This window comes from Mesorhizobium sp. WSM4808 (assembly GCF_055811675.1).
This window is the reverse complement of the sequence record NZ_JBVVQX010000048.1, coordinates 1-13,370: the sequence shown is the minus strand read 5'-3', so window position 1 is coordinate 13,370 and position 13,370 is coordinate 1. Positions and strand designations below refer to the sequence as shown.

14 protein-coding genes and 4 pseudogenes are annotated in these 13,370 nt (G+C 57.9%); 4 read left to right on the top strand and 14 right to left on the bottom strand.

The annotated features are described in order from the left end of the window. Positions 1-109: 109 nt before the first annotated feature. Positions 110-346, top strand: a complete 237-nt coding sequence (locus AC0L2U_RS34250; RefSeq protein ID WP_473603628.1) for a hypothetical protein — start codon at positions 110-112, stop codon at positions 344-346. Positions 347-369: 23 nt separating this feature from the next. Here AC0L2U_RS34250 and AC0L2U_RS34245 read toward each other — a convergent pair. From AC0L2U_RS34245 to AC0L2U_RS34215, 7 genes and pseudogenes are all read right to left on the bottom strand, one after another. Then, positions 370-787 (bottom strand): annotated as a pseudogene (locus tag AC0L2U_RS34245) (transposase domain-containing protein); the annotation flags it as partial. Then, positions 780-1,106, bottom strand: coding sequence for an NIPSNAP family protein (locus AC0L2U_RS34240; RefSeq protein WP_473603626.1), 327 nt, complete (start codon positions 1,104-1,106; stop codon positions 780-782). The pseudogene AC0L2U_RS34245 and the gene AC0L2U_RS34240, both read right to left, overlap by 8 nt. Before the next feature lie 628 nt (positions 1,107-1,734). After that, positions 1,735-2,736 carry an alpha-ketoacid dehydrogenase subunit beta gene (locus tag AC0L2U_RS34235; RefSeq protein WP_473603625.1) on the bottom strand — a complete coding sequence of 334 codons (1,002 nt, stop codon included), beginning with the start codon at positions 2,734-2,736 and terminating at the stop codon, positions 1,735-1,737. 6 nt (positions 2,737-2,742) lie between these two features. Next, on the bottom strand, positions 2,743-3,717 hold the full coding sequence (locus AC0L2U_RS34230) for a thiamine pyrophosphate-dependent dehydrogenase E1 component subunit alpha (protein WP_473603629.1): 975 nt from the start codon (positions 3,715-3,717) through the stop codon (positions 2,743-2,745). A 392-nt stretch (positions 3,718-4,109) separates the two neighbouring features. Beyond that, positions 4,110-4,817, bottom strand: a complete 708-nt coding sequence (locus AC0L2U_RS34225) for a class I SAM-dependent DNA methyltransferase (protein WP_473603624.1) — start codon at positions 4,815-4,817, stop codon at positions 4,110-4,112. A gap of 997 nt (positions 4,818-5,814) precedes the next feature. Then, positions 5,815-6,948: a hypothetical protein gene (locus AC0L2U_RS34220; RefSeq protein ID WP_473603622.1), complete on the bottom strand. Its 1,134-nt coding sequence runs from the start codon at positions 6,946-6,948 to the stop codon at positions 5,815-5,817. A 386-nt stretch (positions 6,949-7,334) separates the two neighbouring features. Beyond that, positions 7,335-7,523: a hypothetical protein gene (locus AC0L2U_RS34215; protein ID WP_473603621.1), complete on the bottom strand. Its 189-nt coding sequence runs from the start codon at positions 7,521-7,523 to the stop codon at positions 7,335-7,337. On the opposite strand from AC0L2U_RS34215, the pseudogene AC0L2U_RS34210 reads away from it, so the two are divergent. Then, positions 7,431-7,628 (top strand): annotated as a pseudogene (locus tag AC0L2U_RS34210) (aminotransferase class III-fold pyridoxal phosphate-dependent enzyme); the annotation flags it as partial. The gene AC0L2U_RS34215 and the pseudogene AC0L2U_RS34210 sit on opposite strands and share 93 nt — an antisense overlap. Positions 7,629-8,117: 489 nt before the next feature. Here AC0L2U_RS34210 and AC0L2U_RS34205 read toward each other — a convergent pair. The 5 genes and pseudogenes from AC0L2U_RS34205 to AC0L2U_RS34185 form a co-directional block, all read right to left on the bottom strand. Beyond that, complete coding sequence (locus tag AC0L2U_RS34205; protein ID WP_473603620.1) at positions 8,118-8,396, bottom strand: LysR family transcriptional regulator; 279 nt, start codon at positions 8,394-8,396, stop codon at positions 8,118-8,120. Positions 8,397-8,708: 312 nt separating this feature from the next. Next, a pseudogene (locus AC0L2U_RS34200) lies at positions 8,709-9,242 on the bottom strand (transposase); the annotation flags it as partial. Positions 9,243-9,570: 328 nt separating this feature from the next. Then, positions 9,571-9,735 (bottom strand): hypothetical protein, encoded by a 165-nt coding sequence (locus AC0L2U_RS34195; RefSeq protein WP_473603618.1) that lies wholly within the window; start codon positions 9,733-9,735, stop codon positions 9,571-9,573. A 141-nt stretch (positions 9,736-9,876) separates the two neighbouring features. After that, positions 9,877-10,641 carry an SDR family NAD(P)-dependent oxidoreductase gene (locus tag AC0L2U_RS34190; RefSeq protein WP_473603617.1) on the bottom strand — a complete coding sequence of 255 codons (765 nt, stop codon included), beginning with the start codon at positions 10,639-10,641 and terminating at the stop codon, positions 9,877-9,879. Positions 10,642-10,857: 216 nt separating this feature from the next. Continuing rightward, entirely contained in the window at positions 10,858-11,154 is a 297-nt protein-coding gene (locus AC0L2U_RS34185; RefSeq protein WP_473603616.1) for an SDR family NAD(P)-dependent oxidoreductase, read from the bottom strand. 506 nt (positions 11,155-11,660) lie between these two features. On the opposite strand from AC0L2U_RS34185, the gene AC0L2U_RS34180 reads away from it, so the two are divergent. Next, positions 11,661-11,822, top strand: a complete 162-nt coding sequence (locus AC0L2U_RS34180) for a hypothetical protein (protein WP_473603631.1) — start codon at positions 11,661-11,663, stop codon at positions 11,820-11,822. 211 nt (positions 11,823-12,033) lie between these two features. Here the strand turns inward: AC0L2U_RS34180 and AC0L2U_RS34175 are convergent. Continuing rightward, positions 12,034-12,219: pseudogene (locus AC0L2U_RS34175) on the bottom strand (IS1380 family transposase); the annotation flags it as partial. After that, the gene (locus tag AC0L2U_RS34170) at positions 12,216-12,458 is read right to left on the bottom strand and encodes a transposase (RefSeq protein WP_473603615.1); all 243 of its coding nucleotides are present in this window, start codon (positions 12,456-12,458) and stop codon (positions 12,216-12,218) included. The gene AC0L2U_RS34170 and the pseudogene AC0L2U_RS34175, both read right to left, overlap by 4 nt. A 674-nt stretch (positions 12,459-13,132) precedes the next feature. Here AC0L2U_RS34170 and AC0L2U_RS34165 point away from each other — a divergent pair. Then, on the top strand, positions 13,133-13,370 hold a 238-nt coding region (locus tag AC0L2U_RS34165), incomplete at its 3' end, for a hypothetical protein (protein ID WP_473603614.1).

Here is a 13,370-nt window from a genome sequence, read left to right as displayed (position 1 = left end):
ATCCCGCCGACCTGATCGGCCGCGTCAGCGACCATCCAGCCAATCGCATCGACGAGCTTCTCCCCTGGAACTGGCGCGTCCGATCCGGCACCAGACTGGCGGCCTGACCGTGGCTGCTATCACCCGGGTCTACACCCTCCCGCTCGCCGCCGAAATGCTCGGCCAGGATGCCGAACTGCTGTGGGAGGTCTATGTCGACATGGAACCGGAGGACGGTTGCCTCTGGGTCTACGGGCCCGACGATCAGCAGATCGCTGCCTTCACAGCCTTCGGCCTCGAATGCCTGACCGACTTCATCCGCGAGCACAAAGCCAATCGCGGCAGCGGTCAAAACGATGGCCGGTAAGAGCCCTGGGTCATGACCGGGCGCTTACCAAACAGGATCATCGCCAGCAGGTTCTGCCCGGCACGGCGGCGCCGGCGGCTGGCTGATCATCGCGCACTGCCGGCACGAGAACTTCTCGTGCCGGCCTTGGTCACCTTCCACCGGCGCCGGATCACCTCCAGCGTCTCGGGTCACGTCCTCGGCCAGCTTCGACAGCTTTGCCGAGCCGCAGCAGGGGCCGTTCTCCGCCGCGGCGATGACCACATGCTCGCGCGGCAGATGCTCGGGGACGGCTTGCGCGAGGGCGGCTTGCGCTCGAAAATTTGACATCTCTTGCCTTTGCCGCCGCTTTCTGGCCGCCAGCTTGTCCTCGGTAGCCGACGCCTCTAGATCCTCCAACTGCGGCTCCAATTGCTCGAGCGTGGCAGAAGGTCGGAGCGTGATCTCGCCTGCACTACCGTGTGAGCCACTCGGACTTGACGAAAGCTGGGCGCTTCAACGCTATCGACCGGCTCGTTGACAGCGGACCGTCTTGCTCGGTGCGTGCTGCGATTTCTTTCCATTCCGGCGTTTCGATAAACTGCTGCCAACCAATGCTCGCAGCCTTCTCGTCAGGCCACTCGACGACATACCAGATTTCGCCACTCTCCGGCGCTTCCCAAAAGTCGATAAGTGCAATTCCCCTCTTCTTGAAGAGCGGCAAGCTATCGCGAGCAAACCGCTCTCGCATCTTGTCCTTCATCCCCATAGTCGGTACGTAATGCCGCAATTCATAGATCATAGACCAGCCTTGGCCTTTTTTCAGTTCTGCTGACTAGAAGTACTGCCGGTTCAAATATATCTATATATCAGTAGACGTTCGATAAATGGATTGTTCGAGAGCATACTGTTTCTTACAATCACCCGTCAACTCGGTTGAAGCCAGCACTCATATATATATATATATATCGCCGCGAGTCCGACGGGCTCCTTTCTCTACCGGATGCTCCGTAGGCCGTGCCACTTCGGTTGGACCCGAATATGGCCAATTCATGAATTCCCTTATTAAGGGATTAAAGGCGCGCTTCATTCTTAAGCTTGGGACGTTGTATGGCTATACCACAATCTACCTGGCCGAGGCAGCGCGCGAATAGCGGATCGTGACGAGTTGGCGATTTGACGAAGAAACAGCGCCAAACCACAGCAAATCCTGCTGTTTTCGCTGTCGGTCTTAAAATCAGGGCTTGCGGATAGTTCACGGCCGAACGGAAACTAGTGGCAGCGACGGCGGCAAAATGGACTACAACATGGCTCATGAATCTCATCTCCGACATTCAACCAACGAATATTATTGCTTCCTGATTCCACTGGAGGGTAGGAAGATGTCGAATGTCATTTTGATTTCCATTCTGTCTGAGTCTTCGACGATGTCAGAGCAGCCGCCGTACGGCAGCGATGATGTGGTCCTTCGTCGGGAAGAAATCCTTTTCGAGGGCCGGACTGAATGGGACGTGAATATCGGGAGCGCTCACCCGTAGGATCGGGCGCTTCAACAGATTGAACGCCTCCTCCGCCATCACCGCGGCGATTTCACTTCCGACATTGCAGACGCGGTGCGCGTTCTCAACGATCAGAAGCCGTCCGGTCTTGGCGACTGACGTTTTGATGGCCTCATGATCGAGCGGCTTCAACGTACGTGGATCGATCACTTCGACCGAAATGCCGTCCTCGGCGAGCGCGCTGACAGCTTCCATCGCTGGCCGAATGGCACCGGCAACAGCGATAAGGGTTACGTCTTCTCCTTCGCGCTTAACATCCGCTTTGCCAATCGGGATTAGATGTTCCGGATCTGTGGGCACATTGTCCTCGAGCGGCCACAGGCGAGTGTCTTCGAAGACCATTACGGGATCGCCGTCGCGAATGGCCGATTTCAGAAGCCCCTTGATATCGGCCGCGCTGGTCGGGCTAATGATTTTGAGGCCAGGCACATTCATAAAAAACGGATAAGGCCGGTCGGCATGCTGCGCCGCCAGGGACCCCAGCGAGGACATACAGCAACGAAACACAATCGGGATGTTGATCTGGCCTCCCGTCATATACCGCAATTTCGAGGCCTGGTTGATGATCTGGTCCGAGGCGAGATAGACAAAGCTGGCGCCTGAGAGGTCTACGATGGGCCGCAATCCGTTGATGGCAGCCCCGATTCCGAGGCCGGTGAAACTGCCTTCTGAAATCGGCGTGTTCCAAATCCGGTTTTTGCCAAACCGCTCAATAAGTTTGGCGCAACCATGAACCGAGAGCTCCTCTCCTATCAGGACGACGCGCTCATCGCGATCCATTTCCTCCATCTGCGCCTGCACGAGCGCTTCAAAATAAGTCATCTGAATATGGGTGCCGGGCGACGCTGCAAGTTTCTGGGCATCAGTTTCCATGTAGAATTAATTCCTCTCCAGCCCAGCCACGAAGCCGTGAAGGCCTGCAGGGGGTGAGTTGAACATGAAATCGGCTAAGGTTTCGGGCCGAGGCATGGGGCTGGCCAAAGCAAATTGTACAGCTCGCTTCACGGCTTGGACGACTTCGTCCTCAATTGCTCTCAGACTCTTTTCATTTATGCCTTCATCAAGGAGCGTAGTGCGATACAGCAAAATCGGATCGCGCTCGCGCCTTTGAGCCTCGACTTCTTCAACGGATCGATAAGGCTCCCCCGGAATCACCGAGCCGAAATCGTGCTCATCGAACCGATATGTGTTGGCTACTATCAGAGTAGGGCCCTCGCCCGCGCGTGCTCGCGTGACGGCCTCTGCCGCAACTTCATAGACGGCGCTCACACTCTGCCCGTCAACCGTTATACCTGGCATGCCGTAGCCTGCTGCCCGCAGCGCGATGTCCGGCTGCCCGTGGCTTTGCACAACCGAGGTGGTCATTGCATATCCGTTGTTCTCGCAATGATAGATAACCGGAAGCTTCCACAGCGAGGCCATGTTGAGACTCTCATGGAAGGTACCCTGGTTCACCGCCCCATCGCCGAAGAAGCAAAGGGTAACCTGATCGACGCCGCGCACCTTGGCGCTGAACGCACACCCTGTGGCAAGAGGAATGCCTCCTCCGACGATACCCGATTCACTGATGATCCCGACCGAATTGTCTGCAACGTGCATTGAACCGCCGCGCCCCTTGCAAATGCCGCCCGCCTTTCCCATCAGCTCGGCCATGAGCCCATCCAGGTTCGCACCCTTCCCGATCGGATGGCCGTGCGAACGATGCGTTCCGGTCATGGCGTCATCGTCCCGAAGGGCGAGACATGCTCCTACGACAGCGGCTTCCTGACCCACGCTCGAGTGAAACCAACCAGGGATCTTGTCACCTTTGAACTGGCGCATACCCTCTTCCTCGAATCGACGGATGCGAAGCATCCGCCGATAGGCTTCCAGTCTCTGATCACCGTTTAACATCATGATCCAAACGTTGCTCCAATATGAGGTAAAAGATGCCCCCCTTGGATGGCATAGCGCAGGTCCTAAACCTGGACTTATTCATGCACTTTCGTGGTTCTCTCATACATACATCCGGAGCAAGAGCCTGCTGATAAACCGGCAGGCTGCGCGACTGGCTGGTAACAGCATGGACGAGAATTGCGGCTATGCGGCCCCAGCGTTAACGGCCTTCGGCGTTTCAGGGATGTTTTGCGGCGATGAGAGACATAGGGTCAGCCTTACTGGCGCGTGAACTCGCACGAGCCGTCCGGAATGAGATTGATGCGTTGCATCGGCTGCCAGTTTCGACAGCAAGATTTGTGGTACCGTCGTCATAGCCTCGGTTCCTCTGGTGCGCTGGTCTTCTCGGGCACTTGGAAGACCCAATAGTGCGCGTCCTCCTCGGCGACGTATCTGCCGTTCCTGAGGCACTGTGCCGGTATAAGGACGCCCTCATCCTGCAGACGCCGCACCTGGTCTTCAAAGGATGTCGTCTCCGCATAGCTCTTGCGGGTGCTTGCAATGACAAAGCCGTTCGGGCGGGTGACGCGAGCCAGCTCGCGCAACCCATCCGGCCGGACGTGTCCGAGCGTGAGGACACCGCAGCAGACGGTTAGGTCATAGCTCGCGCTGGAGTAGTCGGAGAGTCGCCCGTTAAGGTCGACATCACCTCGGGCACGGCGGTAGACACCGGTTTGCCGGGCCTTTTCGGCCATCTCTTCGGAGAGATCGAACCCGTCAATCAACCGGAAGCCGAGGCGTTCCAGTTCCATACCGACGAGCCCTGTTCCGCAGCCCGCGTCTAGGATTGCGATGGCATTTCGCTGCCCGGCCAAATAGGCTGTCTGCACGGCGCCTGCCAGTTCCGCCACGATCATCGGCCCGCAATACCCGACGCGGGCCTGATCCAGATCGAAGGCACTCGCCCATCCGCTATATAAGTGGGCCAAGCGAACGGCGTCGCCATCGAGGGCATGGGATGCCTTCATGCGCTCTCGTGCGCCTTGCTCCGGTGCTGTTTGCTGATCCAGGGTGTTCATAACAGTTCCTCCGTGTAAGGGCAGATGGGTGCGGCACTGCATTCATGGGCGCGCAGCGGCCGCGGCTGAAACCAAAACTGTTCCTTGCCACTATGCGGAGCATGGATGTTTGACCATGCGAGTGGGTCTAGAAACAAGGCAATCACGTCGACGTCCTCTAGCGGAAACATCCACTCCTCTCGGCTTGATCTGCCCGGCGGATTGGTCAGCAATTCCTGACCTGGCTGCGGCCGTCCAGCATCGACGCTCTTCACGATAAGCCACCCTAAACTCCCAAGATGTGGTGGCAGAAAAGGACGATTCAGTATTCTCAAGAGCGACTGTACCGGCGGAATGCAGGAGGAAAAAGGCTATTTTTGAGAATTTTACATTACAGTACGTTACAAATTTGCGATACACGTATCACTTATATTCAGAGAAACAAACGTAGATCGGTAACCACATTAACACAAACATTAGGCATGACGAAGTTGTATTCGAAGTTAATCCGCATGAGAGCCTGGCAAGCGATTAGTCTCGGTGCCGGTCGGTGCGCATGGGGGGGGCGTAAGTTAGTATCCTTGCGCGTCAATCTCAGATGCTCTTTTCGAGCTCTGGAGCAAACTGGAAGAGATGTCCGATGATGCCATGGTCAGCGCCCTGGAAGGTACATTGGCACATCGCTATGCCGTCGGGAGTGGACGGCGGATCCTTGGACGTAACATGGCGTCGACCTTAATGGCGTAGCCTGCACCAGAATACGGGTGGTCGGCTGACGCGAAGAGCGACAGATGCTGAAAGCAGTGAACGACATCGAGTGTATCCCGTTGATGTCGAGCGTCACCGTCTCGTGCGGCGCGGCAATAGCTCGACAGCCACAGGTGGACCAGCACATCGCCGAGTTGGATGACGATCTTGAGGTCCGGCAGGTTCCCCGACGGCGCCAATCGTGCAGTTGCCGGGGATGGTTCTGCGACGGCCGATGTGCTTTGTCGGCAGTCGGCGCGAAGGGTGCCGACTACTGGAAGCGACGACGATATTCAGCATATTTTGCTGCCAATTCCTTCGCGCGGTCTTCGCACTCGTCCAACGCCATTGCGTCGCAATCGTAAGCGAGCAGCTCGCGCATAACGTCAGCCGACTCTGCCGTGAAGCGCACCGTGCCATCGCTTTCCACGGCCTCAATACCGTCGTATTTCTGGCATCCCCTGTTGATCTCCACCGCATCGTCCAATGATAGGCCTTCAGGCAGGTCGATCGAAATGCCCGTCGGAGCAACCCTAACGGGATAGCCCCCCACGAGACCCAATGGACCGGGCGCATGCACGACACGTTCTACGCGATCGGCCAACGCACGAAGAACAGCTGTCGCCGACGATGCAGTCACCGGTTCCCCCTCGAGGCCTCCCACCCGCCGAAAACGTCCGGCAACGTTTGCGAAGATCACATCGTGGCCCATTTCCTCAGGCCTAATTCTCTGACCCTCCCGATATATGGCCAGATAGTAGGGCGCGCCGTCCGTGGAACCGGTCCTCGGCATACGACAACTGACGTAGTGTTGGGCAAAGAACCGCACGTCGATCGCTTTCAGTTCGCAATCCAGAAGATGCGCGGCCGCCAACCTGATGCCCGGTACGGCATTGGCGACGTTACCGATGCCAATTGCCGGCGAGAGACCCTCGGCGGCAAGGGCGGCATTTGTTACATCAGGGTAGGATGCATTCACCACCGCGCTATCAAGTCCGGCCTCTCGTACAGCTCTCATCAGGCGTCGCACGAGAACAAGATGCATTGGCGTCCATACGCCGCCGCGTGCTCGATCGATCTGCTGATAAGCATCAGGCGGCAATTGCGTTATGACCCACCATGAATGCAATGTCGTTGCATTGAAAATGATGTCAGGACGGAGAGCCGCCAGTCGCTCTGCTGTAGCCTCTATATTCATGAGATTCAAGGGCACCACCTCAATGCTCGGATGGTGGCCGAGGTTTAAGGCCGTGTGCTTCGCCAAGTTGGCCCTTAACGTGGCCCGCTGCACGTTTTTTGCTCCGACATGCAGATCGTAGGGTCTGCCGCTTTGACTGAGAAAATCAAGAACCGTCCCACCTAGGACGCCGTGCCCAATAATCAGGATATTTACGCGGTCCTGCATCGAAGGTCTCTCCGAGATGATTGTGGGCGAACTTAAAGATTGATTATTCGTATTCTTAGAAAGAATAACATTGTTAGGTTTCGATACAAGTGTACGTGCCGTAGATTTACGTTAAATTGTGTAAAAAGATTTGTCGATTTAATTAATATTAATAGCAGTCCTAATGTGAAACGATACTGACGGCTGTCTGTCGCGATTCTGCCTTATACCAATCTAAATTCCCGGCGAATGCTCTCTTATGCCGAAGGCGTTGGAGCGGAACGGGGCTGAGCCTTGTCGGTATGACGGTTGATCTGCCGCCTCGCGCAGGCGCGAGTGGTTAAGAAGCGGGACCCCGGAGCGGAAGATGGTGTCTTGGTACGGCCTTGTCGATGCTGTATCCGGAATCAATCGGGGGGCAATTCAGGTGACTTCCAGACCATCTCGGCTCTCATTGGGCCGCACGTAAGGGCGGCCGCGCCGCCGGAGTTCATCCGCCGTAGCGCGCTTTGTGCGATGCGCACGGTATCGTCCTGATCGCAGATGAGGTCCAGTCCGGCTTCGCTCGCACCGGCCGGGTTTTCGTCATAGAGCATTCAGGGGTGGAACCGGTAGCGCTGGGAAAGAGTTTCGGCGGCGGGCTCCCAATCGCCGCTGTCATCGGCGAGGCGGTGATCATGGACGCCGTGCCGCCGGGCGGGGCGTTCAGCTCGAGGTCGGTAATCCTCACGAGCTTGCTTTCTTCGACCAAGTTCGCACCAGTCGGTCCCAGCCCACGGCAACGCCCTGACCAGCCTGGGCGGCTTGCAAAATTGCCCCGGGCGACTCCGGGCGCAGCATAGGACTTCCTCCAGCCGGCCCAGGCCAGGTCGGTCCATTCGACACGAGCGGAAGTTCGGGCAAGCACTTGGCCGTCGCGTCGTGGTGCTCTTGGGCGAAGGCGGGACCGCAGACCGGGTAGATGACGTCGCCAAACAATAGGTCCGCACTCTCGTTAGGCCATGAGCCGAAGCCATAGCGGATGCGCAGCTTGACCCCAGCGCGGCGATAGTCGCGCGAACTTTCGGAAATCATATGGTCGACTGTAATATCATCGTGCTGTGCCCCAAGCGCGACATGCGCAGTAGCAGCCAGATCGGCGCGAACGCATAGGTGGAGGCAATCGTGACATCCGGGAACGACCGCCGCGTTTAATGTTCGTCGACGTCGGACGCCCTGGAAAAAATGCTTGCCAGCTCGGTGTAGAGGTCTTTGCCAGCGCTGGTAAGGACCACGCCGGTTCCTGGCCTCACAAACAGCGGAACACCAACCTCGTCCTCAATGACTTTGATCTGCCGACTGATCTCTCTCGATGTCACGTTCAGCTCGGAAGCTGCAAGCTCAAGCGAAAGATTGCGTGCCGATGCCTCGAATACCTCGAGGGCAGTGAGGACAGTGAGGGACAGGATATCATAGTAGCGATGGGCCATTGAACACTCCAATCAGATCGGCAGTCGCGAACCAAACGACCGGCTATCCACGTCGTCCTCTGGCCCATAAAGGACTGCCGCCAGTCTACACGCGTTAAAAGCGAGACTGATGAGTCACCACCATGCTCCGTGACGTAACCGCGGTCGTCCACCGTGACCCACTCAAGTTGCGTGCCAGTTGGCGCACCGTTGTGAGTTGCACCGCTCGTCCATACCGACAGGACCGCCCGCCCGACTGTTTTGTCGGCTTTCCAACATTTTTGCCCAGCTTCGGACAAAAGTTTGTGGATGGAGAGAGGTGGATCCGGTCACCTCCTTGCGTACGAAGCCCTCGTCCCTGATCTTGACCCGGATCGCGTCAAAAAAGACGAGCGGGTAGCAGATGTCGAGCGGCCGATTCTGCCATTCGGCAACCTCCTCCAGGACGGCGTCGGTGACAGCCGAGATCAGGTCCGGCGACACGTCAATGCCGTAGAGCTCCTCCAGATGGCCGCGTATCTCGCGCACCGTCATGCGCCGCGCATACATGGAGATGATCTTCTCGTCGAAGTCCGGGAAGCGGCGCTGATATTTGGCGATCAGCTTCGGATCGAACGTTCCGGCACGGTCGCGCGGGATCGTCAGCATCATCTTCGATGTGCCCGTCAGCACCGACTTCCGCGAATGGCCGTTGCGGCGATTGACTTTCTCGGTGCTCTCGTCCTCAAGGTGCTCATCGAGTTCGGCGTTCAAAATTCGCTCCGAAAGCGCCTTCTTCAGATCGTCGAGCAACCCATCTCGGGCAAACACCTCATTGGGATCGCGGCCAGCAAGCAACTGGTCCAGGAGTTCTTTCTCGATAGCCATGTGATGATTCTCTCCTTTCCATCATCATGGCCTCGCGCACAGAATTCCTGACAGTCCCTGCTGATGCTTTATCGTCACCGCTACCTTGGCTGGAACGTGAAGCATTTCCTCGTGGATCACGTCGGGCACCCAGACCCCGGTCAACTCGCCCGCGCAATGCAGCTCTCGCACCAGCGTGACCGCGTTCCGTCGGTTCGTCTTGATCCGCTCACCCGAGCGCTTTGGGATCAGGGCCGGTGCGACCACCATGCAGTCGTAACAGACTTCGCGGACCTGCCGGCACAACCCGTAACCCGTCGGGGCGGCCTCGAAGCAGACGTGCAGTCGATCATATCTTTTTCGCAGCTTCTTGATCGTCCGCTCTATCGCGCCGACTATTCTCGACCTCGCCGACGAACCGGACCTCGCCCGTGCGGCCGCCCTCCGCGATCGCTACCGTGTGCTTCTTCTTGGCTACGTCAAACGCGACAAATGCTTCGCTATACTCTCCCATGGCTCGCCCTCCATGCGTGAGGAACGGTTCGGCCCATCCGAGCAACCCTCGTCTCTTAATCGCACGAAAGGGCGGGCCACCGATCTCAGCCCCGGAACATGACGTCTAGGGCAGGGGCAAGAATTGTCGACATTTTCATTTTCAGGAGATCGGCAGCGGCAGCTTCTTGGTGCGGCCACCGTCCATGACGGAGACCTGACCGGTCACGAATGCGCTCTCGTCCGAGGCCAGCCAGACCGCAAGATTTCCGACGTCGCTCGGCTCGCCTAGGCGCCCGACTGGATGCATCGCGAGCAGTTCCTTGCGGACGCGGGCGCTGTCGGCCATGTTGTCGATATAAACCTCGCTGAGATCGGAGTTGATCCAGCCGGGCGCAATGGCATTGCAGCGGATACCCTCATGCCCATGGTCCACGGCGACCGCCGCCGTGAAGCCGTGAATGCCAGCTTTCGAAGCGGAATAGGCAGGATGCCCGGGATTGGACGCCAGCCCTTCGATCGAACCGATGTTGACGATGCTTCCCCTGCCCCACTTCCGGAGGTGTGGCATTGCTGCCTTGGTCAGCAGGAATGGGGCCTTCAGATTGATGTCCATCATCTGGTCCCAGTCCGCCTCGGTCATCTCGTCGACTGTCTTCTCGAACATGATCCCGGCGTTGTTGACGAGGATATCCAGGCCGCCAAGCCGCTCGACGACAGCCTGAACGGCCGAGGAAATTTCCTGGGAGCTCGAAAGATCCGCCTTCACATAGATCGCGCGCTCATTGAGCATGGGTTCAGGCGGTGCGTGCCTCTGCACGATGGCGACTTTTGCCCCCTCCTCTACGAAGCGCTGGGTGATGCCGGCGCCGATGCCGCGGCCGCCGCCAGTGATGATTGCGATCTTGCCTGCCAGTCTGTCAGCCATGGGATGTCCTCAATAAACCGGCTTCGCGCCGTTCACTTCGAGCGCCATGCCAGCGATGTAGTGGGCGGCGTCGGAGCACAGAACGAACACAACGTCGGCGATGTCTCCGGCTCTGCGATATGACCAAGTGGTACGGTCCTGTTGAGCTCCGCAATGGCTGTGTCCGGAATGAAGCCGCGTCGTTCAAAACCCGTCCGGATCCTCGGTGTGTTGACCTCAGACGGCATTGACGCGTATCCCGTCAGGCGCATGATCCCGGCCGAGACATTCTGAGAAAGAAGCGAATGCGGCTTTGCTGGTGCAGTAGGCGGCATGGCCCGGTCGGGGATAAAGACCCCAATACGATGAGACGTTGACGATAGCACCGCCGCCGTGGCCTTTCATGTCTCCGATAGTTTTCCGAAACGCGTAAAAAATCGACGTCAGATTGATGTCGAACGTCCGCTCCCAATGCTCGTCGGTCGTCTCGAGGATGTTTCCGCGGGTGGATCTCGAGCCATTCTTTGAGGGCAAAGCTCGACCCTATTTTCGCTAAACAGGTTCGGCCTGTGGTGGGGGCGGTGCCCGCGCTGCAGCCTGCATTTGGCAAACTCCCTACCCGTCTTCAATGACAATGGTCGTCCATTGCGTTGATGCAGTTCCTTGCTTGGGCTAGCTGTCTAAGTCTCTTGTCCGCTCGGCGATTCTAAGGCGGGACAGCCTTTTCGATGAAGAAGATCATGAGACGAACTCTTTCTTAATGCGATCGTAAACCACGAAGCATGAACCGTGCCAGAGAAGGACCCTTCATTGAATCGCCGGTTGGCGGATCTTGCGCCTTGTCAGACTCGCGACGCTTGTCGGATGACAGGCGTGGCTAACTGTGGAACCGGAACCAAAGCCGATCATCCGGTATTCCGGTTAACGTCCGGTCCAACTGCCGCCCGGCGAATGTCTCGAAGCAGCGCGGCCTGCTTGAGGTCGACGTACGCCGTGGACGTGCTCGGCACTTTCTCGACGTCTATGCATGCCTGGCGACCATGTTCCCCAAGCGCCAGGCGGTGGACGACCGAACGTATGTGCAGATCACCAAGCGAATCCTTGGCCTCGGCGAACTCGAGACGCAATGGAGGTTGTCGCAATACCCGGCCGAGCAACCCGAACCGGCTTTCGCCGAAATCTCGATCGCTGCGCCGGGATAACACCGGCGCGCGGGAGTGGACGGCTGTCGTGTGCCCAATCATAAGCGGGCCGGCTCGGCATAAATTTGCTCCTAATACTAGCCCGCGCGGCGGGTGCGGATATCGTCGGCGGCTTCATCAACGAGATGCTGAAGAACCTTGTTGCCGGGCGATGGAAGAGATAGTCGAGCGCATTGTTCTCGCACCAGGCGATGACCTGCGCCCGGCCATAGTGGCCGTCGCGGCGGACCAGGATGCAGTGGCCGGCCAGCGGGCGCGGAAGTGCCGGACAGGCGCAGATGCCCTCGGATCTGCTTGCCCGTCGGGTCTTGCCAGGACGCAAGTTCCCGGCGACCGGGCGTCCGGTCGCGGCTTCGTAGATGTGGATGGTCAGGAAGCAGTCGATGTCGGGCGTCATGCTTTCGGGCGGCGCGGCATAGCTCGACAGCCACACATCGACCAGCACCCAGCCGAGCCGGATAACGGTGCACGGGCGGACGGGTTCTCCAGGCGCGAGAAGGTTGGCTGCGAGCACAGATCAATCCCGCTGTCGAGCAGCCGCCCGCAGGCGAGCTTGAAGGCCGAGTCGGTGCGCAGCCGCTGGAGATCGTTGGTACCCTCATAGCCGCATGAAACGTCGGCTATGGCGTGCGTCACCCGCTGTGGGTCGACGGATCGTGGATCGCAGCGGCCAGCGCTGACGACGAGTTGCAGGTGCCGCTCAGCCGCGGCCCATCCGAGGTGATGCGTCCGCCGTTAAATGCAGCTGTCATCTTCTTGCGTCCGACGGCTGAAAATGTGAGCGGCAGCAACGTATCGTCGACCACGCCGGGTGTGGCTCGCGAGACGTGGTGGCAGAGTTGGTAGACAACGGACTTCTATGCCAAATCAATCGTTTCGCTTTATCCGCCAACCTCTCAGACGCTCCGTCGTGCATAAGAAGGCATTTGCATCACAATGACGTGTCTTCCAAACCGGATCTAAGGCGCCTTCGTCCGCTTCAGAAAGAGAATGCACGGCTGTTGTCTCGGTCAATCACGAGCGGCGCTTGCCGTGGGGGTCGCGCTGACTGCGTGCAGTTGGAGATTGCCAATCCCAATTTTGCAGCTCAGCGTGCACGGCAGGAAGAGCAAGCAAGAAACAAAGGGGCATGGGCACACGGAGCCCATTAATATTCATATGATTTCACAAATACGTGACAAAAATTTACCAGACGGTATTTACCCGTATTGGTACTTGCTGCAGTTAAAGAGCAAAAGGTCATTTAGTTCGCTCACGCCCGCGAAAAAAGCGTCTACACCAAATTGCACAGAACGCCGGAACTTGCGAAGGTGAGCAAGTATCAACGCGAGTCCTACTGGCTACGTTCGCTGTTGGGCACTCCCCAGACCGCTTTACCGTCTGGGCAATGGTGGATTTCCGACAAGTTGCGCGATGATTTCAAAAGAAACGAGCGCAAGACCGTCCTAGTCGTACCAGGCGCCTCTCCCAAAAAAAGCGAGATAACCATGAAGATCACGGAAATTCACATCTACGCACATAATCTGCCGGTCAAGAACGGCCCCTATG